Source organism: Pseudomonas sp. AO-1 (assembly GCF_019775695.1).
Classification (GTDB): domain Bacteria; phylum Pseudomonadota; class Gammaproteobacteria; order Pseudomonadales; family Pseudomonadaceae; genus Aquipseudomonas; species Aquipseudomonas parakoreensis.
Map to the genome: position 1 here is coordinate 1,371,674 of NZ_CP079947.1, position 20,982 is coordinate 1,392,655.

At 59.1% G+C, this 20,982-nt stretch carries 23 protein-coding genes; 12 read left to right on the top strand and 11 right to left on the bottom strand.

Annotated features, from left to right (window positions below):
• Window positions 1–652 precede the first annotated feature (652 nt).
• The 6 genes from cyoA to KVQ82_RS06430 all read left to right on the top strand — a co-directional run bounded on the left by cyoA (window position 653) and on the right by KVQ82_RS06430 (window position 6,308).
• Window positions 653–1,594, top strand: coding sequence for a ubiquinol oxidase subunit II (cyoA, locus tag KVQ82_RS06405; protein ID WP_027612162.1), 942 nt, complete (start codon window positions 653–655; stop codon window positions 1,592–1,594).
• Window positions 1,595–1,597: 3 nt separating this feature from the next.
• Window positions 1,598–3,625, top strand: coding sequence for a cytochrome o ubiquinol oxidase subunit I (cyoB, locus tag KVQ82_RS06410; RefSeq protein ID WP_003227984.1), 2,028 nt, complete (start codon window positions 1,598–1,600; stop codon window positions 3,623–3,625).
• 3 nt (window positions 3,626–3,628) lie between these two features.
• On the top strand, window positions 3,629–4,252 hold the full coding sequence (gene cyoC / locus KVQ82_RS06415; RefSeq protein WP_003227982.1) for a cytochrome o ubiquinol oxidase subunit III: 624 nt from the start codon (window positions 3,629–3,631) through the stop codon (window positions 4,250–4,252).
• Complete coding sequence (cyoD, locus tag KVQ82_RS06420; RefSeq protein WP_041071757.1) at window positions 4,252–4,587, top strand: cytochrome o ubiquinol oxidase subunit IV; 336 nt, start codon at window positions 4,252–4,254, stop codon at window positions 4,585–4,587. Before cyoC ends, cyoD begins: the two co-directional genes overlap by 1 nt.
• 10 nt (window positions 4,588–4,597) lie before the next feature.
• Window positions 4,598–5,485 carry a heme o synthase gene (gene cyoE / locus KVQ82_RS06425; protein ID WP_003227980.1) on the top strand — a complete coding sequence of 296 codons (888 nt, stop codon included), beginning with the start codon at window positions 4,598–4,600 and terminating at the stop codon, window positions 5,483–5,485.
• A gap of 331 nt (window positions 5,486–5,816) precedes the next feature.
• Window positions 5,817–6,308: a RidA family protein gene (locus tag KVQ82_RS06430; RefSeq protein ID WP_198760226.1), complete on the top strand. Its 492-nt coding sequence runs from the start codon at window positions 5,817–5,819 to the stop codon at window positions 6,306–6,308.
• Window positions 6,309–6,375: 67 nt separating this feature from the next.
• On the opposite strand, the gene KVQ82_RS06435 is transcribed toward KVQ82_RS06430, so the two are convergent.
• The 3 genes from KVQ82_RS06435 to KVQ82_RS06445 all read right to left on the bottom strand — a co-directional run bounded on the left by KVQ82_RS06435 (window position 6,376) and on the right by KVQ82_RS06445 (window position 9,424).
• Window positions 6,376–7,077, bottom strand: coding sequence for a hypothetical protein (locus KVQ82_RS06435; RefSeq protein ID WP_222018438.1), 702 nt, complete (start codon window positions 7,075–7,077; stop codon window positions 6,376–6,378).
• 119 nt (window positions 7,078–7,196) lie between these two features.
• Window positions 7,197–8,717 (bottom strand): HAMP domain-containing sensor histidine kinase, encoded by a 1,521-nt coding sequence (locus tag KVQ82_RS06440; protein ID WP_222018439.1) that lies wholly within the window; start codon window positions 8,715–8,717, stop codon window positions 7,197–7,199.
• Window positions 8,714–9,424 (bottom strand): response regulator transcription factor, encoded by a 711-nt coding sequence (locus KVQ82_RS06445; RefSeq protein WP_222018440.1) that lies wholly within the window; start codon window positions 9,422–9,424, stop codon window positions 8,714–8,716. Before KVQ82_RS06445 ends, KVQ82_RS06440 begins: the two co-directional genes overlap by 4 nt.
• Window positions 9,425–9,575: 151 nt before the next feature.
• On the opposite strand from KVQ82_RS06445, the gene msrB reads away from it, so the two are divergent.
• From msrB to msrA, 3 genes are read left to right on the top strand one after another with little or no spacing between them, the layout of a single operon-like run.
• Window positions 9,576–10,094 carry a peptide-methionine (R)-S-oxide reductase MsrB gene (gene msrB / locus KVQ82_RS06450; protein WP_041071767.1) on the top strand — a complete coding sequence of 173 codons (519 nt, stop codon included), beginning with the start codon at window positions 9,576–9,578 and terminating at the stop codon, window positions 10,092–10,094.
• Window positions 10,095–10,137: 43 nt separating this feature from the next.
• Window positions 10,138–11,913, top strand: coding sequence for a cytochrome c biogenesis protein DipZ (locus KVQ82_RS06455; protein WP_222018441.1), 1,776 nt, complete (start codon window positions 10,138–10,140; stop codon window positions 11,911–11,913).
• Window positions 11,914–11,928: 15 nt separating this feature from the next.
• Window positions 11,929–12,633: a peptide-methionine (S)-S-oxide reductase MsrA gene (gene msrA / locus KVQ82_RS06460; RefSeq protein WP_198760229.1), complete on the top strand. Its 705-nt coding sequence runs from the start codon at window positions 11,929–11,931 to the stop codon at window positions 12,631–12,633.
• A 1-nt stretch (window position 12,634) separates the two neighbouring features.
• On the opposite strand, the gene KVQ82_RS06465 is transcribed toward msrA, so the two are convergent.
• Both KVQ82_RS06465 and KVQ82_RS06470 read right to left on the bottom strand, forming a co-directional pair.
• Window positions 12,635–13,048, bottom strand: coding sequence for a GNAT family N-acetyltransferase (locus KVQ82_RS06465; protein WP_222018442.1), 414 nt, complete (start codon window positions 13,046–13,048; stop codon window positions 12,635–12,637).
• Between the two features lie 54 nt (window positions 13,049–13,102).
• Entirely contained in the window at window positions 13,103–14,008 is a 906-nt protein-coding gene (locus KVQ82_RS06470; protein ID WP_222018443.1) for a LysR family transcriptional regulator, read from the bottom strand.
• A 102-nt stretch (window positions 14,009–14,110) separates the two neighbouring features.
• On the opposite strand from KVQ82_RS06470, the gene KVQ82_RS06475 reads away from it, so the two are divergent.
• Window positions 14,111–15,277, top strand: a complete 1,167-nt coding sequence (locus KVQ82_RS06475) for an aspartate aminotransferase family protein (protein WP_222018444.1) — start codon at window positions 14,111–14,113, stop codon at window positions 15,275–15,277.
• Here KVQ82_RS06475 and KVQ82_RS06480 read toward each other — a convergent pair.
• The 5 genes from KVQ82_RS06480 to KVQ82_RS06500 all read right to left on the bottom strand — a co-directional run bounded on the left by KVQ82_RS06480 (window position 15,271) and on the right by KVQ82_RS06500 (window position 19,226).
• Complete coding sequence (locus KVQ82_RS06480; RefSeq protein WP_222018445.1) at window positions 15,271–15,525, bottom strand: Txe/YoeB family addiction module toxin; 255 nt, start codon at window positions 15,523–15,525, stop codon at window positions 15,271–15,273. The two genes, KVQ82_RS06475 and KVQ82_RS06480, sit on opposite strands and share 7 nt — an antisense overlap.
• Window positions 15,522–15,776 carry a type II toxin-antitoxin system prevent-host-death family antitoxin gene (locus KVQ82_RS06485; RefSeq protein WP_086791676.1) on the bottom strand — a complete coding sequence of 85 codons (255 nt, stop codon included), beginning with the start codon at window positions 15,774–15,776 and terminating at the stop codon, window positions 15,522–15,524. The genes KVQ82_RS06480 and KVQ82_RS06485 overlap by 4 nt, the downstream gene beginning before the upstream one ends.
• 231 nt (window positions 15,777–16,007) lie before the next feature.
• On the bottom strand, window positions 16,008–17,927 hold the full coding sequence (locus KVQ82_RS06490; RefSeq protein ID WP_222018446.1) for an alkaline phosphatase D family protein: 1,920 nt from the start codon (window positions 17,925–17,927) through the stop codon (window positions 16,008–16,010).
• Between the two features lie 72 nt (window positions 17,928–17,999).
• The gene (locus KVQ82_RS06495; RefSeq protein WP_222018447.1) at window positions 18,000–18,731 is read right to left on the bottom strand and encodes a hypothetical protein; all 732 of its coding nucleotides are present in this window, start codon (window positions 18,729–18,731) and stop codon (window positions 18,000–18,002) included.
• Window positions 18,732–18,842: 111 nt separating this feature from the next.
• Entirely contained in the window at window positions 18,843–19,226 is a 384-nt protein-coding gene (locus KVQ82_RS06500; protein ID WP_260688046.1) for a hypothetical protein, read from the bottom strand.
• Between the two features lie 110 nt (window positions 19,227–19,336).
• Between KVQ82_RS06500 and KVQ82_RS06505 the strand changes: the two genes are divergently transcribed.
• Window positions 19,337–20,092, top strand: a complete 756-nt coding sequence (locus KVQ82_RS06505) for a hypothetical protein (RefSeq protein WP_222018448.1) — start codon at window positions 19,337–19,339, stop codon at window positions 20,090–20,092.
• 34 nt (window positions 20,093–20,126) lie between these two features.
• Here KVQ82_RS06505 and KVQ82_RS06510 read toward each other — a convergent pair whose 3' ends face one another.
• Window positions 20,127–20,456 carry a hypothetical protein gene (locus tag KVQ82_RS06510; RefSeq protein WP_103369541.1) on the bottom strand — a complete coding sequence of 110 codons (330 nt, stop codon included), beginning with the start codon at window positions 20,454–20,456 and terminating at the stop codon, window positions 20,127–20,129.
• A 264-nt stretch (window positions 20,457–20,720) separates the two neighbouring features.
• On the opposite strand from KVQ82_RS06510, the gene KVQ82_RS06515 reads away from it, so the two are divergent.
• Window positions 20,721–20,981 (top strand): DUF6429 family protein, encoded by a 261-nt coding sequence (locus KVQ82_RS06515; RefSeq protein ID WP_222018449.1) that lies wholly within the window; start codon window positions 20,721–20,723, stop codon window positions 20,979–20,981.
• The last annotated feature ends 1 nt before the right edge of the window (window position 20,982 follow it).

The following is a 20,982-nucleotide window of genomic DNA, read 5'->3' on the forward strand; positions in this document are numbered from 1 at the left end:
CCCGGATTGGCGTAATGTTACAAAAAAGGATTGGTCTGTTTCGGCATTTTTCTGGTTTTGCACGCAGGTGCCAGATCAGGCAGTTTTAACAGGCTCTGGCAGATGGCCAGAGGCCTTTGAATATCGGGCTTTGCGCCGATTCGCTGCCGGGAAAATCCCTTCGGAGCTGTCTGAACTGAGGTGTATAGGCCTACATTTTTTGGTGTTTTTGTTGAGAATCGATTTCGATAACATGCGGAACTTTTGCAAAAACGGTGATGGATTGTTGCTCTGAGCGATAAAAATTATTTCGGGATAAGACATGGTGTATAGGGCGCTACCTATCTACAATCGCCCGCACTGAATTCCCGGCACTGTTCAACCTTTATTAAGGAACTGGACAGGAAGTCGGGTGTCGAGCAGGCCGAAAGGCTTTCGAGACACCCAGGTGTCGGTGCCTTCCAACTTTCCGCACCAAATGGAATTGGTCTGTAACAAGGCCTTTGACCACGAATTCGAATAAGAACTGACCGCTGTCCCAAGGTTTTGTCGAGCGTCTGACGCGCGACGGGCGGCCCTTATTCAATCCAAAGAAAATGCCAACCCTTGGCAGGGTGAAGTGTTGGCGATCAAAACCCAACTGCATTGCGCAAGCTGCTTTAGAGGTCGTGAGATGAGTAAAAACAGGTACCCCAGATTACTAGGCCTAGTGCCGCTGCTCGGCACGTTGTTGCTGGGAGGCTGCAACATGACCCTGCTCAATCCAACGGGCCAGGTCGGCCTGGAACAGCGCAACCTGATCATCACCGCCACGCTGCTGATGCTGTTGGTCGTTGTGCCGGTTATCGTCATGACCTTCCTGTTCGCCTGGAAGTACCGCGCGTCCAACAAGGATGCCGTCTACACCCCGAAATGGTCGCACTCGACCAAAATCGAGGTGGCGGTCTGGACCATCCCGGTTCTGATCATCATCGCCCTGGGTTACATCACCTACATTTCGACCCACAAACTGGACCCGTACCGTCCGATTGAATCCGACGTCAAGCCGGTGACCATCGAAGTCGTTGCGCTGGACTGGAAGTGGCTGTTCATCTACCCGGAACAAGGCATTGCCACGGTCAACAAGATCGTGTTCCCGGCGCACACTCCGGTGAACTTCCGGATCACCTCCGACGCCGTGATGAACTCGTTCTTCATCCCGGGCCTGGGCGGCCAGATCTACGCGATGGCGGGCATGACCACCAAGCTGCACCTGATCGCTGACCGCAACGCTGAAATGGACGGTATCTCCGCCAACTACAGCGGTGCCGGTTTCACCGGTATGAAATTCAAAGCGATCGCAACTTCTCAGGAAGATTTCGACGCCTGGGTAAGTGAAGTCAAAAAGGCACCTAAACAGCTTGAACAAGCTGAATACGCAGCCCTTGCCAAGCCAAGCCAGAACAATCCAGTCGAGCTCTACTCCTCGGTCACGCCGAACCTGTTCCAGACCATCGTCGACAAGTACGAAGGCATGAAACCGGGCAAGCCGCTGAAGCACGAGAAGAAAGAGAAAGAAGTGGCGGCAACGGACATGGACTCGAATTCGCATTCAGCTGCCGGGGCAGAGGAGTAAACGATGTTTGGTAAATTAAGTTGGGAAGCGATCCCTTTCCACGAGCCGATCGTGATGGTCACCATCTCGATGATCGCGCTCGGTGGTCTGGCGTTGTTCGCTGCAATCACCTACTTCAAGAAGTGGACCTACTTGTGGACCGAGTGGCTGACGTCGGTCGACCACAAGAAAATCGGAGTGATGTACATCATCGTTGCCATGGTCATGCTGCTGCGTGGCTTTGCCGACGCCATCATGATGCGTACCCAGCTGGCCATGGCCACCGAGGGTTCGCCTGGCTACCTGCCGCCTGAACACTATGACCAGATCTTCACCGCTCACGGTGTGATCATGATCATCTTCATGGCGATGCCATTCTTCACCGGCCTGATGAACCTTGCAGTGCCGCTGCAGATCGGCGCGCGTGACGTTGCCTTCCCGTTCCTGAACTCCCTGAGCTTCTGGCTGCTGGTGTCCGGCGTTGTGCTGATCAACCTGTCCCTGGGCGTCGGCGAATTCGCCAAGACCGGCTGGGTTGCCTATCCGCCGCTGTCGGGTCTGCAATACAGCCCTGGCGTGGGGATGGACTACTACATCTGGGCGCTACAGCTATCCGGGTTGGGTACGACGCTGACGGGGGTCAACTTCCTCGCCACCGTGCTGAAAATGCGTACCCCTGGCATGAAACTGATGGACATGCCGATCTTCACCTGGACCTGCACCTGGGCAAACGTCCTGATCGTGGCTTCGTTCCCGATCCTGACCGCTACCCTGGCACTGCTGACCCTCGACCGTTACATGGATTTCCACATTTTCACCAATGAACTTGGTGGCAATCCGATGATGTACGTCAACCTGTTCTGGGCCTGGGGCCACCCTGAGGTTTACATCCTGATCCTGCCGGCATTCGGCATCTTCTCGGAAGTGATCTCGGCGTTCACCGGCAAGAAACTGTTCGGCCACCACTCGATGATCTACGCTTCGGGCGCGATCTCGGTACTGGGCTTCATGGTTTGGCTGCACCACTTCTTCACCATGGGCTCGGGTGCCAGCGTCAACGCCTTCTTCGGTCTGGCGACGATGCTGATTTCCATCCCGACGGGTGTGAAACTGTTCAACTGGCTGTTCACCATCTACCAGGGCCGTCTGCGCTTCACCAGCCAGGTCATGTGGACCCTGGGCTTCATGGTGACCTTCGCCATCGGCGGCATGACCGGCGTACTGCTGGCCATCCCGGGTGCTGACTTCGTTCTGCACAACAGCCTGTTCGTGATTGCGCACTTCCACAACGTGATCATCGGCGGCGCGGTATTCGGCTACATCGCAGGTTTCGGCTTCTACTTCCCGAAAGCGTTCGGCTTCAAGCTGCACGAAGGCTGGGGTAAAGCAGCGTTCTGGTTCTGGATCTCGGGCTTCTTCGTCGCGTTCATGCCGCTCTATGCACTGGGCTTCATGGGCATGACCCGTCGTCTGAACGCCACCACCAACCCTGAGTGGGTACCGTACCTGTACGTGGCCATGTTCGGTGCGGTGATGATCGCTGTCGGTATCGCCTGTCAACTGATCCAGCTGTACGTCAGTGTGCGTGACCGCAACAAGCCAGAGAACATGTGCGAACACGGTGACCCGTGGAATGCCCACACTCTGGAATGGTCGACCTCGTCGCCACCTCCGTTCTACAACTTTGCTGTGCTGCCTAAGGCTGACTGCATCGACCCGTTCACCGAAGCCAAGGAAAACGGTACTGCGTACCAGGCTCCGGCCAAGTACGAGCCGATCCACATGCCGAACAACACCGCCACTGGCGTGGTGATGGGCGCACTGCTGACCGTCTTCGGTTTCGCGATGATCTGGCACATCTGGTGGTTGGCGATCGCCAGTCTGGCCGGCACTGTCATCTACTTCGTGATCCACGCGGCACGTGACGACCAGGGCTACATGGTTCCGGTTGAAACGATCGAGCGCATCGAAGCCGAGCAGCACAAGCGTCTGGTCGCGGCAGGGAAAATCCCGGCCAATGCCACCCGTGTAACCTCGTTGGAACAGGCTTAAACCATGTCGAACTTAGTGACCAATGTTGGACACGCCCATGGTGACCATGGGCACGATGACCATCACCACGACTCGGGCGAGATGACCGTATACGGTTTCTGGCTCTACCTGATGACCGACTGCATTCTGTTTGCGTCGATCTTCGCGGTGTACGCAGTACTGGTAAACAACGTCGCCGGTGGCCCGTCGGGCCACGACATCTTCGAACTGCCATACGTGCTGGGCGAAACCGCTCTGCTGTTGTTCAGTTCGATCACCTACGGCTTCGCCATGCTGGCGTTGTACAAAGGCAAGAAGCAGCAGGTTCTGGGCTGGTTGTTCATGACCTTCCTGCTCGGCGCAGGCTTCATCGCCATGGAGATCAACGAGTTCCACCTGCTGATCTCCGAGGGCTTCGGTCCTAGCCGTTCCGGCTTCCTGTCGGCGTTCTTCACCCTGGTCGGTACCCACGGTCTGCACGTATCCGCGGGTCTGATCTGGATGGGCATCATGATGTACCAGGTCAACAAGCACGGCCTGACGGCGACCAACAAGACCCGTCTGAGCTGCCTGAGCCTGTTCTGGCACTTCCTGGACGTGGTGTGGATCTGCGTATTCACCGTTGTTTACCTGATGGGGACCCTGTAATGGCTAATGCACACTCCCATGACAGCCATGATGCTGGCCACGGCAGCGTAAAGTCGTACGCCATCGGCTTCATCCTGTCGGTGATCCTGACCGTCATCCCGTTCGGCCTGGTGATGTACCCGACCTTGCCGAAGTCCACGACGCTGGCAATCGTCCTGCTGTTCGCGGTAATCCAGGTGATCGTTCACCTGTACTACTTCCTGCACCTGGACCGTTCGATTGCACAACGTAACAACGTGATCGCGTTTGTCTTTACGGCCATCGTGATCCTGCTGCTGGTTGGCCTGTCGCTGTGGATCATGTTCAGCATCCACACGTACATGATGGCGAAGTGAGGTAGACCCGATGTCGCTCAAGCACTTTATCCAAATCACCAAACCGGGGATCATTTTCGGTAACGTGCTTTCTGTGGCAGGCGGGTTCTTCCTGGCCTCGAAAGGGCATGTAGATCTGGCGGTGTTCCTGGCCGCCATGATCGGCACTTCCCTGGTTGTGGCCTCCGGTTGCGTGTTCAACAACTGCATCGACCGCGACATCGACCTGAAGATGGAACGCACCAAGAACCGGGTGCTGGTGCAGGGCTTGATCTCCCTGAAACTGGCCCTGGTCTACGCGACCATCCTGGGTGTTCTCGGCGTTGCCTTGTTGTACAAGGTGGCCAACCCGTTGGCCGCCCTGTTCGCGGTAATCGGCTTCATCATCTACGTCGGCTTCTACAGCCTGTACCTCAAGCGCAAGTCGGTGCACGGCACGCTAGTGGGCAGTCTGTCGGGCGCCATGCCGCCAGTGATCGGTTACGTTGCCGTAACCAACAGCTTCGACATGGCCGCACTGACCCTGCTGGTGATGTTCAGCCTGTGGCAGATGCCGCATTCCTATGCCATCGCGATCTTCCGTTTCAACGACTACCTGGCCGCATCGATTCCGGTGTTGCCCGTCAAGCGCGGAATCGAAGTGGCCAAGAAGCACATCCTGCTCTACATCCTGGCGTTCCTCGTGGCGACCTTGATGCTGACCTTCAGCGGTTACGCTGGCATGAGCTACCTCGCCGTTGCCGCGGCCATGGGCATGTACTGGTTGTACATGGCCTGGACCGGCTACAAGGCGGTGGATGACACGGTCTGGGCACGCAAGCTGTTCGTGTTCTCGATCTTCACCATCACCGCCCTGAGCGTCATGATGTCCCTGGACTTCAAGGTGCCGGCCGAGCTGCTGCTGACGTACGCGCCGTAAGGCTGGATGGCTTCACGAAAAACCCCGCACATTGAGAGATGTGCGGGGTTTTTTGTTGGCTGGCTTTCGGTGATCGAGGCGTCGGCAATCGCGAGCAGAGGCCACTTCGACGCGATACATTTGTAGGAGCTGCGGCACGCTGCGATCTTTTGATCCTGATCTTTAAAAATACAATCAAAATCAAAAGATCGCAGCGTGCCGCAGCTCCTACAGGGTTTAGTTGCGATATCGGCGTAAACCCCCTAGATTTGGATCCAACCATAACGGTGATAGCGCCATGCCACTTCGCAGGGACACTGTTATTCATGCATCAATCGAGAGGCTGGGCGAAATGACTGAGAGGATGACCTGCGACGAACGCTTCATTGCCCTGGCACAAGAGCTGAACTACGACATCTATGGCGAGAACACCGCTGGCGGCAATTACGCGCCGCTGATCCGCCATCGCGATGAGTTGTACATCAGCGGCATGGTGCCGCGGGTCAATGGCAGGATTCTGTATCCCGGTCGCGTGGGGTTGGAGTTGACGCTCAAGGATGCCCAGGCAGCCGCAAGCATCAGTGCCATGCGCTGCCTGGCACTGATCGTCGATGCGGTGGGTTCGCTGGACAAAATCCGGGCGTTATTACGGGTCACGGTGTATGTGAAGTCCACCCCGGACTTCATTGACCTGAGCGAGGTGGCCAACGGCGCATCGGACGTGTTCAGCCATGTGCTCGGCGATGCCGGCCGGCACACTCGCACTACGGTCGGTGTCTATCAGTTGCCGAAGAACGCCGCGATCGAAGTCGACATGATCGCGGCGGTGCAGCCGGAAGTCTGACCGTTACGCCGCCCAACAAAAAGCCCCGCCTGAATCTCAGAGCGGGGCTTTTTTGTCGGCGCCGGGATTACTGTGCGGCGATGCTGTAACCGTCGAACGCGGTCTGCTGTTGCAGGGCGGTGATGATGTTCTTGCGGTTGATCGCGTGTTCGGTGCCGGCGTTGTCGAGGAAGGTTTCGCCTTCCAGCTCGGCTTCTTCACCTTCACCGACGAAGGTGAAACCGAGGAACTCCAGCGCTTCACGGTCAACGTTCAGACGCGAACGCGGCGTGCGCAGCGGCAGGGTCACGCTGCTGCCGTCCTTGCTGATGGTGAAGATTTCCAGTTCTTTCTTCTTGGCAGCCTTGCTCTTGCCGCCACTCGGGTTGCTGATCGCCTGGTGGGTCTGGTTCAGCACTTTGAGCGCGAGGCCGTAGACGATTTCCTGGAACGCCGGGTCGTCCTTGAAGCAGGACAGGATGCGGCCGATCGAGAACTTGCTGCTCAGGTCTTCGAGGGCGGCGATGTCGGCGGCCTCGGCGTCCTTGAGGCGCTTGAGTTCGCCCATCAGCTCATAGGCCTTGTCGTCGTCGAAGCTGTCGTGTGCCTGACGGATCGCGGCGCGCAGTTCGCGGATCTGGTCGCTTTCGCGGGTCGACTGGAAGGCGTCCAGCACCATCTCGCTGATGATTTTGGCTTGTGGAAGGTGTTGTGAAAGATTGATGGAGTTTTCGTATTCCGCTTTGGACGATTCGGTAACTACGGATTCAGCGGTGTTGAAATCGGACATTGAAATTTCACTACTTTTTTAACTTGAGTGGAAACGAGAAAGCGCGAGGTCTTTTTCAGGCCGGTTAATTTAGGGGAGCGGGGCGGCGTTGTCACGGAACAACAGTCCGGTGGTGCGGATTATTTGTCCGGCGTGTTCAGGTTCATCGAGCGCACCATCCACTGTTCAGCGGTTTGCTGATCGGTCGGCAGCGTGAAGCGGAAAGTCGCCCCGCGCCCGGCGACATCGATCAACTGAATCTCACACCCGTGCAGTTGCAGGATGCGGTGGACGATGCGCAGCCCCAATCCACCGTCACGTCGCGCCCCGCCAATATTGAACGGACGCAGGAACAGACCTTCGCGCAGCTCCGGAGCGATGCCGGGGCCGGTGTCGCTGACGGTGACTTCGACCAAGGCGCCCAGGGGTTTCACATCCAGTTCGATTTCACCGCCCGCAGGCGTGTAGCGCAAGGCGTTATCCACCAGGTTGGTCAGCACCCGTTCGATCAACCCGAGGTCGGCGCAGACCGTTGGCAGGTTGGGCACGAAGGTGGCCTTGAGTTCGACATGGCGGGCTTCGGCGGCCAGTTCGAATTTCTGGAAAATGTCCTGCAGCAGATCGATCAGCGAGAAGCGCTCCAGTACCGGCTGCACGAAACCGTGCTCCAGACGTACCAGCTCCAGCAGCGATTGCGCCAACCCGCCGACCTTGCGGCTTTGATCGAGTGCAATGCCCAGATAGCGCCGGCGTTCTTCGGCGGTGAGCGTGGCGTCCTTGAGTGAAAGGGTTTCCAGATAGCCGTGCAGCGAAGCCAGCGGTGTGCGCAGGTCGTGGGAGATATTCGCCACCAGTTCGCGTCGCTCCTGATCCTGGCGGGTCAATGAGCGCCACTGCTCACCGAGGCGTTTTTGCATTTGGCGGAAGGCGCCATCAAGCACGGCGATCTCATCCGGGTCAGCGCTTTTATCCACAGCTGCTGACGGAGCGGGCAGAGGTTGCGGCGTGCCATCAATGTCGAAGCGGCTGACGGTTTCGGTCAACCGGCGCAAGGGTCGGGTAATCAGGTTGAACGCCGTGAGACCCGCGATCAGGCATAGCAATGCGACCAGTCCGATCGACAGCAACGCCGTATTGAGTGCGGCACTGGTCGCACCCCGTTCGGCGAAGCGATCGTGTTCTTCGCTGAGCAACACCACGTACAGATAACCGGCGGACTTGCCGTTGACCTTCAATGGCGCGGCACTGAATACCTTGCGCCCGTCGGCACTGCGCGGGTCATCGCCGAGGATCGGCAGCGGCTGGTCATTGAGCAGGCGGCGGATCGGCGCCAGATCGACGGTCTCCCGGCGCAGATGGCCTTCCGGCGCCGCGTTGCCGACAATCCGCCCCTCGCTGTCGAGCAGGTACACCTCGACACTCGGGTTGACCAGCATCAGCTTGCTGAACAGTTCGCGCACGGCACCGGGCATCAGGCCATTGCTGTCCATCAGCACCGTGTCATGGGCGATGTGCTGCGCCAGGTCCCGCGACAGGCCTTGCACCACTTCCAGTTCATGCATCTTGCTGGAGCGCACCTGCAGCCATGCCGAGGTGCCGCAGCACACCAGCAGCAAAGCGGCGAACACCAGCGACAGGCGCTGCGACAGGTTCAGTCTCATGGTTGTTCCGTGCCGAATTTATAGCCGCGACCCCACACGGTGAGGATGCGGGTCGGTTGCGCCGGATCGCTTTCGATCTTCGCCCGCAGGCGATTGATGTGGGTGTTGACCGTGTGCTCGTAACCTTCATGGCTGTAGCCCCACACCGCGTTCAGCAGGTCCATGCGTGAGAAGACCTTGCCCGGTTGTCGGGCGAAGAAATACAGCAGGTCGAACTCTCGCGGGGTGAGGTCCAGACGCGCGCCATTGAGGGTGACATCGCGGGTAATCGGGTCGATGTTCAGGCCATCGAGGCTGAGGCTGCCGGCGTCCATTTTCAGGTTGCGTGCCATGGCGTCGACCCGGCGCAGCAGGGCTTTGACTCGGGCCACCAGCTCCAGCATCGAGAATGGTTTGGCGAGGTAATCGTCGGCCCCCAGTTCCAGACCCAGAATGCGGTGCAGTTCGCTGGAGCGTGCGCTGGTGATGATGATCGGCGTATAGCGCGCCATCGCCCGGGCGCGGCGGCAGATTTCCAGGCCGTCGACGCCCGGCAGCATCAGGTCGAGGATCAGCGCATCCCATTGCCCTTGCTGCAACAGGTGCATGCCTTCATCGCCGTCGGCGCTGTGCACGACGTCGTAATGCTCGTCGCGCAGGTGCAGGCAAATCAGGTCAGCGATGTGTTGATCATCCTCGACCACGAGGATGCGTCTGGTCGGTTCCATCAAGCTCAATCCTTCGGCGCAGTGAGTGCATTGTGCGGGTTTTCCTGGGGGCGAGTTATCACGAATTCGTTAACTTCCCGTGAGGATTTGGCGATCAACCCAAGCCTAGGCTGTGTTCCATGACAGGCACCTGGAATTTTTGGAGACGGCCATGTTTTCACGGCGACAGATTCTCGTAGCGAGCGGCGGGCTGGGGCTCGCAGCCCTGGTGGCGGGTGTATTGCCAAAATTGTCCCCGGGCACCGCGCTGGTCGAGCAGGCGCAAGCCGATGAGGCGTTTGAGGTGACCCATAGCGACAGCGAATGGCACTCGCTGCTCTCGGATGAGCAATACGCGATCCTGCGCGAAGAAGGCACTGAACGGGCCTATACCAGCCCGCTCAACAACGAACATCGCAGCGGCACATTCGCCTGCGCGGGCTGTGCCCTGGCGCTGTTTTCATCGGCAACCAAGTTCGACAGCCACACGGGCTGGCCGAGTTTCTGGGCACCGCTGGAACAGGCGGTGGCCACGCGTCAGGACCGTTCCTTCGGCATGGTCCGCAATGAAGTGCACTGCCGGCGCTGCGGCGGGCACTTGGGGCATGTCTTTGATGACGGCCCGAAACCCACCGGCCTGCGCTATTGCATGAATGGCCTGGCGATGACGTTCAAACCCGTGGCGGCATGAGCCATGGCACTTTTTCGACCTTCACTTTCTACAGGACGACACCATGTGGCTCTTGGTTCTCGCTTATCTGGGCGGTGTGCTGACGATCGTCAGTCCGTGCATCCTGCCTGTTCTGCCTTTTGTCTTCGCTCGCAGCGGGCAGCCGTTTATCAAGAGTGGCTTGCCGCTATTGACCGGGATGGCGCTGACCTTCGCCCTCGTCGCCACGCTGGCGGCGGTGGGCGGCGGCTGGGTGGTGCAAGTCAATCAGTACGGGCGCTGGCTCGCGTTGCTGTTCGTTGCACTGTTCGGGCTGACGCTGCTGCTGCCGCGCCTCGCCGAGCGCCTGACGCGGCCGCTGGTGTCGGCCGGCAGTCGGCTGTCCGAGGCCGCCGGCCAGGACAATCGTCCGCGTCCCGGCGCCTCGTTTCTGATCGGTGTTGCCACGGGGCTGCTCTGGGCGCCGTGCGCCGGGCCCATCCTCGGTTTGATTCTGACCGGCGCCGCGCTGCAAGGGGCAAGCATCGCCACCACGCTGTTGTTGCTCGCCTACGCGGCGGGCGCCGCGACTTCACTGGCGGCGGCGCTGCTGCTGGGCGGTAAGGTGTTTGCGTTGATGAAGCGCTCGATTGGCACTGGTGAATGGATCCGGCGCGGGGTGGGGGCGGCGATGCTCGCGGGTGTCGTGGCGATCGCGCTGGGCCTCGATACCGGCATCCTGGCGCGGATTTCGACGGCGTCCACGGGCGGGATTGAACAGGCCTTGGTCGGCAAGTTTTCCGGCAAATCGCCGACGGGCAGCGGCACCATGATGGCGCAGATTCCTGCTGCCGGCGGGGCGATGAAAGTTGCCGACAAGGCACCGGGAACATTGCCGGTCGAAGGTCAGTTGCCGCCGCTCACTGGCGCCGTGCAATGGCTAAATTCGCCACCGCTGGACGCTCAGGCATTAAAGGGCAAAGTGGTGCTGGTGGATTTCTGGACCTACTCCTGCATCAACTGCCTGCGCACGCTGCCATACGTCAAAGCGTGGGCCGAGAAATACCACGATCAGGGTCTGGTGGTGATCGGCGTGCACGCCCCGGAATTCGCCTTCGAGCGCGATGTGGGCAATGTCACTAAAGCCATGAAGGAGCTGGGTATCAACTATCCGGTCGCCATCGATAACGACTACAAGATCTGGCGTGCTTTCAACAACGAATACTGGCCGGCGCATTATTTTGCCGATGCTCAGGGACGGATTCGATACCACCATTTTGGCGAAGGGGAATACGCCGAATCGGAACGGGTCATTCAGCAGCTGCTGCGTGAGGCCGGGGCGAAAACTGTCGCCGACGGCTTGATCAACGCCGATGCCCAAGGCGTGCAACAGGCGCCGGACATGAATCAGGTGCTATCACCGGAAACCTATGTCGGCTACCAGCGTGCGGAACATTTCGTACCGGAAACCGGCCTGGTGCCTGACAAGGTGGCGACCTATAACCCACCGGCCAACCTGACCCTGAATGACTGGAGCCTTGGCGGCCAGTGGGCCGTCGGTGCCGAGCGAGCTATCGCCAGCGCGCCGGCCAGCCGTATCGTCTACCGCTTCCATGCCCGCGACCTGCATCTGGTACTGGGCCCGGGCACGGATGGCAAACCGGTGCGTTTCAAAGTCTCGATTGACGGTCAGGCGCCGGGTGCCGCCCATGGTGTGGATGTCGCTGCGGATGGCAGCGGTCGCGTGACCGAACAGCGCCTGTACCAATTGGTGCGGCAAACCGATGCGGTGAAGGATCGGACCTTCACCATCGAATTTCTTGACCCGGGCGTATCGGCTTACGCCTTCACCTTCGGCTGATCGGGAGTGCGCAACATGAAAGCTCAAAACAACTGGCGCCGTGTGTTGCTCGGTGTCGCCATGGCCGGTGTGATCGGCCAATGCTCGGCGTTCTCTTTCGGCGCCGAGGATGCGGTGGTCATCCCGCCACCGGCCCTCGACGAAACCACTCAGGCGCACAGCGAAACCGCAGTGTTCGCCGGTGGTTGTTTCTGGGGTGTGCAAGGGGTTTTCCAGCACGTCAAAGGCGTGCAGAAAGCCGTCTCCGGTTATGCCGGCGGCGCGGCGAACACGGCGCAATATGAACGGGTCAGCGAAGGCGACACCGGTCATGCCGAGTCAGTGCAAGTCACCTTCGATCCGACGCAAGTCAGCTACGGCAGCCTGCTGCAGATCTACTTCTCGGTGGCCCACAACCCGACCGAACTCAACCGTCAGGGGCCGGACAGCGGCACGCAATATCGCTCGGCGCTGTTCCCAGTCAATGCCGATCAACAACGGGTGGCGCAGGCCTACATCGCTCAACTCGACGCGGCGCATGCCTACAACAAACCCATCGTTACGAAACTGGAAACCTACAACGGTTTCTACCCGGCGGAGGACTATCACCAGGACTTCCTGACCGAACACCCAAGCTATCCGTACATCGTGATCAACGACATGCCGAAGGTCGCGCAGTTGAAGCAGTTGTTTGCGCAGCGTTATCAGGAGAAGCCAGTGTTGGTGAAAAGCGGGAGCTGATTCAGATGTGTTGCTTGAGCCTTGGTCGCTCCATGGCAATCACCGATGTTTCAAACCCCAAACTGGCAAAAAACGCCTCCGCACCTTCACGTCCGGCGCGCAGTACCCAAGTGATCTCCGGGTTGTCACCCATGACATGCTCGACCAGCGCGCGGCCGACGCCGGCGCGTCGATGCTGGTCATCGACCATCACCATCGACAGATAGCCGTTGGACAAACCATCGGTGATGCCTCGGGCGAAACCGATGATTTGCTCGCCGCTCAGTGCGACGGCAGTGCGTTGCGAGTTTTCGATGAGTTGGGCGAAATAGTCGCTGGAGCCTGTCCGGTGTCCCCAGCCATGTAGGCCGAGAAACAGCCGAACTGGCTCCACTTCGTCGGGCAACAGATCGCGTACGGTAAGGTCGTTCTTCATCACGTGGCAGCATCCTTGTCGGCAATCATCGGAGCGTAGTCGATAGCAACCGGGTCAGGATCTGCCCCAGGTTTTCATCGCAAATTCGACAAAGCGACGTAGCTTGGGCAAACGATAACGATCCGGCGCGTACAGCAAATGCAGCGGACGGCTCGGTGGCTGGTAATCGGGGATCACCGTCACCAGTTTGCCGTCGCGCAGGTCCTGTTCCACCAGCGCGTCCGGCAGCATGACGATGCCCATGCCGGTGCGCGCTGCCTGATGCAGGCCGGCCGAGGTGTTCATCAGCATCGGGCCGCTGACATCCACCAGAATCTCGCCGTGCGGGCCGCTGAGGCGCCAGCGTTTTTCCACCGATTGCCAGTCGTCGCCAGCAGGGTAGGCGAACGACAGGCAGTCGTGTTGCTGCAGGTCTTGCGGGGTGATCGGCATGCCGCGCCGGGCGACGTAGGCCGGCGAGGCGCACACGGTGAGGGTGTAGTCGATCAGCGGCCGGGCGATCAGGTTCGATTGCTCGAAATGCCCCAGTCGAAATGCCACGTCGAGGCCACTTTCCAGCAGGTCCGGTCGGCTGTTAGTCAGCACCACATCCATTTTCACCTGCGGGCATTGCAGGGAAAACTCGCTGAGTGCCGGGGCCAGACGTTCGACGCCAAAGGTCAGCGGCGCGGTGATGCGCAGCAGGCCACGGGGTTCATCAAGGGCCTGTTCGGCGAGGCGTTCGGAGTCAGCTACCAAACCCAGAACGTCGAGGCAGCGCTGGTAGTAAACGCTGCCGAATTCGGTCAGCCGCTGGCGGCGGGTGGTGCGCTGCAGCAGTTGCACGCCGAGCCGTTGCTCCAGTGCGCGCAGGTGATTTCCGACCATGGTCGTGGACATTTCGCACTGCAACGCAGCCGCCGTCATGCTTCCGGCTTCCACGACCTTCACGTAGACGCTCATCGCCTGCAACAGGTCCATTATCAAGCTCTGCTGTTAAATGATTGAAGTTTTGCCGAGTTTATCCAGTTCTGGTGGCTAACCATACTGCAAACACACCGACCTTCACTGGAGTTTGAAGTCATGACCGCCGCCCTGATGAACACCTACCAACCGCTGGCCTTGAGTTTCACCAGAGGCCTGGGCACTCTCCTGTGGGATCAGGCCGGTCGTGAATACCTGGATGCCGTCGCGGGTGTCGCGGTGACCAATGTCGGGCACTCGCATCCGCGCATCGTGGCTGCCATCAGCGAACAGGCCGCAATGCTGCTGCACACCTCCAACCTGTACAGCATCGACTGGCAGCAACAACTGGCGCGCAAACTCACGCAGCTGTCGGGAATGGAGCGGGCGTTCTTCAACAACTCCGGCGCCGAGGCCAATGAAACCGCGCTGAAGCTGGCCCGGTTATACGGCTGGCGCAAAGGTATCGAACAGCCGCTGGTGGTGGTGATGGCCAACGCGTTTCATGGCCGCACGTTGGGCACTTTGTCGGCCAGCGATGGCCCGGCGGTGCGGTTGGGTTTCAATGAACTGCCGGGGGATTTCGTCAAAGTGCCCTTTGGTGATCTGGCGGCGCTGGATCAGCTGCAGCAAAAGCACGGCGCGCGCATCGTGGCGATTCTGGTCGAGCCGATCCAGGGCGAAAGCGGTGTGCAACTGGCGCCGCCCGGCTACCTCAAAGCCCTGCGCGAAATGTGCAATCGGCACGCCTGGCTGCTGATGCTCGACGAGATCCAGACCGGCATCGGCCGCACCGGCCAGTGGTTTGCGTTCCAGCATGAAGGCATCGTGCCGGACGTCATGACCCTGGCCAAAGGCCTCGGCAACGGCGTGCCGATTGGCGCCTGTCTGGCACGGGGCAGAGCGGCGGACCTGTTCACGCCCGGCAGCCATGGCAGCACCTTCGGCGGCAACCCGCTGGCCTGCCGGGTCGGCTGCACGGTGCTGGACATCATCGAAGAGCAAGGCTTGCTGGAAAATGTCCGGGTACAGGGCGAGCGCCTGCTGACCCGCCTGCGCGCCGAACTGGCAGACAAACCCAACGTGCTGGCGATTCGTGGGCAGGGCTTGATGATCGGCATCGAGTTGAAACAGCCGATTCGCGATCTGACGCTGATCGCGGCGCGGGATCATGGGCTGCTGATCAACGTGACACGGGGCAAGACGATACGGCTGCTGCCGCCGCTGACGATTGATGAGCGGGAGGTGGGGATGATTGTCAGAGGTGTGGGGCACATCATTCAGTAGTGGTATTTGCAACTAATGACGCAAATCTCACCGCCTTCGATGCTGTAGACCAAACGATGCTCACCCGTTATTCGTCTGGACCAAAAGCCGCTCATGTTGTGTTTGAGCGGCTCGGGCTTGCCGATCCCTTCAAACGGTTCGCGCTGGATTGCCTTTATCAACAGATTGATACATTTGAGTCCGGCCTTATCGTTCTGCTGAAACCACAAGTAGTCTTCCCAGCCTGATGGCGTGAACTCGATTTTCATTCTTCGATCAATTGCCTGACTTTGGCTTTTCCGGCACGCATTTCGCCAATCGATTTGATCAACCGTTCGGCGTTGGCTGGAGAGCGGAGCAAGTAGGCCGTTTCTTCAAGTGCGTTGTATTCAGCCAGAGACATCATCACGACGGGCTCGCCTTTTTGGCGTGTGACCAGAAGGGGAGCCCGGTCTTCGTTAACGCGATCCATCGTTTCGGCCAAATGCGCACGGGCGGTGGTGTAGTTGATGGTTTGCATGTCGTAGTCCTCGCTGGATGCAAAGAACGTACAGAAATGAGTACATGATGACAAGGCGATACCTACCAGTGGTTGTTTCGCAGAAGGGGTTACTGCGAGCACATTCAGTATGGCTAAAGAACTCTGGGGACGTTTCTGAGATGGTTGTAATCCTCATCCACTGTCGCTGGCAGTGAGAAACCGCCGCGTCGTGGTCATCTGGTGCTCCCAATGTAGGAAAAACACTTTTGGTTAGTCCGGATAATCCCCCAACTCCGGCGCCAGCATCCGCGTCTTCGCCGCCCCGTTCGAATTGTGCTGAATGATCTCGCTCGGCTGTCCCTGCGCATTGAAAAACACCTGGCCGATCCCCGCTGAATTCCACAGCCGCTCCCCCGCTTCGGCATGTTCCGGCGTATAGGGCACGATGCGCATGCGTCGGCGTTTGGTAAACCAGTTCAACGGTGAGCGCGGCGAATAGAGCCAGCGGTTGAGGCGGTCGAACCATTCCAGCAGGGTTTTCGGAAACTCGTTCTTGATCCCGCTGCTGGTGATCTGCCAGATCCGTGGCCCGGCTTTGCGGTGTCGGATAAGCACTTCGTAGACGAAGGAGTAATGCACGTCACCGGACAGCACCACGTAGTTTCCGGGTGTGCGGGTGTGTCGGAAAATGTTCAGGATCACCTGCGCGGCGCCACGGTGGGCCATCCAGTTTTCCGCGTCGACCAGCAGCGGATAACCAAACCAGCTGAAAACCTTCTGCACGGTTTCGATCAGCTTCACGCCGAAGATCGGTGCGGGGGACACGATGATCGCCGACGGATGATCCAGCAGTTCCTGCTGCAGCTCGCACAGCGCCTCCCAATCCAGTAGCCCCGAGGGTTGCTTGAGTGCCATCTCGCTGCGCCAGCGCCGGGTACGGGTGTCGAGCACCACCAGCGCCGGGCTGCTCGGCAACACGAAATGCCAATGCTGAAAGCGCAGCAAATCATCGATAAGCGCGTCCTGCACCGGGCTGTCGAGATACTGGTCATCACCGCTGGCGCTCAGCCCCAGGGTTTTCCCCAGCACATCCTTGAACGCATCGGGATTGTTGCCCCAGCCCTGACACAGCATGTAGGCGATCAACGCATTGCCGATGATGCGTTTGGAGAACGGATGGCCGTAGGCGGTTTCCTCCCATTGCGCGGAAAGATTCCAGTCATCGGTGATGTCGTGATCGTCGAAAATCATCAGACTCGGCAGATGCGCCAAGGCTCGGGCGACGTTGCCCAAACCGGCCTTGAAGCCATCGATGCGGGTTTGCTCCAGGGTGTAGCGCTGCAAGCGTTCAGGCGTCAGCGATGGAGCAGCAGGATTGATCAGCGTCCACGCAACGGGTGACCATACCAGCAAGTACATCGCCATCACTTCGGCGAAGGTCACCAGGTGATTGTCGGCGCTGCTGCTGGTGAAAATCGGCTTACGCGCACCGCCGAAAAATCGCTCGCGCAAGGTCTCGTTGCTCTCTAGCGCCGGTAACAAATCCGCACGGTGGTAGTAACTGGCCGGGTGTTGGTAGAGCTTGGTGCTGTCGCTGACCACCGCGCCTTCGAGATGTTCGTCGAACAGGCCGAGGCGCTCGATCAACGCATGAATCGCCCGCAGCATCGGGCCGGCCACATCGTCGGCGTAAACCTGGTCGCCGCTCATCATCAGCAGGGTCGGGCGTTGCTGCGGATCGGTTTCGCTGGACAGCAGTTGGTCAACGCACAGCAGACCGTCTGCCGCCGGATGATGCGGCTTGCGGCAGGACCCGTGCAGCAACTGATCGATCCGCGAACGCACGACAAGGTTCGGACAACCAGCGTTAGCGTACAGCAGGTGCGGCGCCCATTCGGCGATGGGCGAGTGGCCGTCGATCAACAGGTCGTAGTCGATGCGCGTGTCGCAGGGCAGGGCGCTGTCGAGTACAACGTCGATCAGATGGACAAACGCGTAACGGCCGACGGGGATGATCGTGCATTTCCCGGCATCGAGAGGGATGTCTCCTACACCTTGCAGGCGCAGGGTCAGCGCCAGTGCGCGGGTGCCGACCAGCCACAGAACGATTCGCGTCGGTTCCAACCGGCGCAGCAGGGGGCCGGCCAAGACAGGAGGCAACGGATTCAGGTCAGCAGGTATCGAGGACATTCGCAGGCAAGGCTCAAGGCGCACAGGCTGGCGATGATAGCGCAGCCGGCGCCTTGAACCCTTAAACGAGGCTTAAGCGTCAGCCTTCTGCAGCTTCAGCGCCAGCAGTCGCCATTCGCTGGATGCGGGTTGCTCCTGCACCGAGCACTCGAAGCGATAAGTGACGTCATCGCCATTCATGTTGCGTGCAGTGACCTTGCTGCTGAGGGTGTAGACCTGGCCCTTGAAGCGTTGGGTGACCACGGCGGTGCTGTCAGCGAAGCGCGCCGACGCCGGGAAGCGCAAGGTACCGGTCACGTAAGGGCTGCACATGACATACGCGAGCATCGATTTGTCGCTGTCGGCATTCTGAGCAAGTTTGTCGCGCAGCGCGCTGAATGCTTTGCGGCCCTGCGCGTCGCTCTGATCCAGAACGGTTTTTTCCGCCATCGATTTCGGTGCCCGGTTGGCGTAGTTCGGCAGCAGTGCGGAGTCGGGCGGCGAAGGCTGATTGTCTGGCTCGATAGCGGCGAACCCCGGAGCATTTTCCAATGCCACGGGCGTCGAATCCGACTCGGCTTCCGGCAGCAGACTGGTGGTCACTTCGTTCTGGGTGATCACCTCTTCGGCTGGCGCCCGCTTGGGCTTATGCGCCGACGGGAACAACGACAGGAAGATCGACAGCACCACCATGCCGACGATAAAACCACCCGCCGCGCCAACGATGTTGCCGTAAAACAGATTCCAGCTGCCGCGGTTTTTCACCACCCAGCGCCACATCAAACCCCAGGCCGCAACAAATGCCAGAAAACTCAGAAACTCCATGCGATCCTTTCCTTAAACCCTTCAATAGCCTGCCAAACAGCACTCACTGGCGGTGAGTGCTGAAGATGGACGGCAAGATATCAAAATAGAGGTCTGACGCCACGAAGACATTCACATGCCGAGATTGGGCGGATTGATCTGAACAAAAAACATGATCGCCGTGATGCCGGCCACAACGCCGCAAAGGCCGGCCAGCAGCTGACGCGCGACAGGGTGTTCGACCTGCGAGCGACGGGCCACCAGCATCCATACGCCGGTCAGCGCCGCAGCAGTCGCGAGCATTTCCAGAAGCGATCCCATGACCCCCGGGACCGGTGGCCGGCTGGAGCCGAGCAGACCGACACAAAGCTGCGAAACCACCAGGCCGACAATCATGCCGCTGGCCGCGCCCAACACATTGGCGAGTAGCAGATTCCACGCACCACGCTGCCTGACGACCCAGACCCACATGCCTATCCAGGCGATAAAGAAAAACGCTACATCCATCGTATCCATCCTTCGAAACCCGTCACGGTACAAACGCTCGGCAGCTTGCCGACAGTGGACGGCAAGATAGCAAAATAGTAGCTTCGCGCCACTTTCTTCAAACACGTAACGGACTACGCATGCCGAATGTTTCTTTTACACCGCGCCTGCTCGGCGCGTTCCTTCTCGCCATCGTAATGACCCCGGCGCTTGCCGACTGGGATGAAACCCCAGAGGTCGCCTGGAAGGAGTACCTCGCCGATTGCGAGCGTTTTCAGCAAGTAGTGAACAACGTTCAAAAAGGGGTCATGACTACCAGGCAAGCGATGGACCGCGTCGACAGTTTGAATCGCACTGTTTATGTCCATCGCGATCACCTCTCCCAGGAAAGCCTTACCTCTCCCGAATATGCCCGTTGTGAAAACGTCATTGCTCAAGCGTTCGTGATCCGGAACAAGGAAGAGGAGGTACTGGTCGCGGAGCTTCAACAGCAATACTTCAAGGCTCAGGCCGAGCACGAGAAGTCCCCGGAATACAAGCGTGCCCTCGATCTGGGCTTTAGCGACGTCGGCGGAATTGGCAAGCTCAAGGAACTCGCCGAGGAATCGGAAACGGATGGCGAAGCGTATCTGAAGACGTTGATGATCACGGTCGATTGGGGCTGCGGCCGACATTTTCGCGCCGTGAGATACGTCAAACCCTATGTGATCTACACCGCCCATCCCGATGAGGGCAACTGCGCCGTCTATAAAGAGGTCGCGGTGCTTGGCGGAGAGATGGTGGAGAGGGGCGAGACCATCGATCAGGACGCGATTTTTCAATACGTGGGATGGAAGAAGCTGGAAGGGCCAGGTGGGTTTCCCGTCGACATTCGAGTAGTAAAAGTGCGGCAGTAATCCGCAGGGCTGTTTCTACAGATTGCGCGTCTGATTACAGAATGTCCTTCAAATAACCCTTGAGCGCGAGGAGCGGCTGATCAAGCTGCTCCAGCGACTGCGCCTGACGGAAATCGGCTGACAGCTTGTGCAGCTCCCGCCCCAACGGTTTCTCGACCCCGCCTAAGGCGTCCATTGCCAATCCCAGACACTCGTTCATCTTGAACTGGATGGTCTCGACATCTCCACGGCGCACCAGCAGTTCGAACACGTCTTTCTGATAGTCACCCATGACCATGTCATCCCGCAGAATCGGGCTCAGGCCCTCCTCCTCGTAAGCGAGTTTGAGGGAGAACAGGGCGACGGTTTCCAGTGACGTTTCCATGGGGGGGCTTGGAGGTCCTTGAGCATGAGTCTTGAAGTTCGGTACGACCAACGAAAGCCGCAACGGGCGGCAGACCGCGTGCGGGCGGGCGTGATTATACTGAGCGGACGCATCAGGTGCAGTCCTTAGGCAAAACAGGTTGCACGGACAGCGCCGAGACATTCAATGACCTAAGCAACAGAACGAGTTTCTCAGGATGGGCAGCGAGTATGAGGTGCCAGACAAACTCAACGTTAATTCAGGCACATGAGCGGAGCGACGATCATGGAATACGATGAAAAGTTGATTGAAGAGGCTGTGCTTGCCCTGTTGGCCGCGTTCAGTTCCGACGACGGCAATGCATGGAAAGGCTTCGATTTTGAAGTCATGAACCGATTGCATGAGCAGGGTCTCATCAGTAATCCGGTAAACAGGAACAAATCGATCTGGTTGACGGAGGAGGGCCGGGAACGAGGTCGTCAGATAGCTGAGCGTTTGTTTGGGGGAGGTGTTCAAGCCCAGCGTGCGCCTGACCCGGATATCTGAG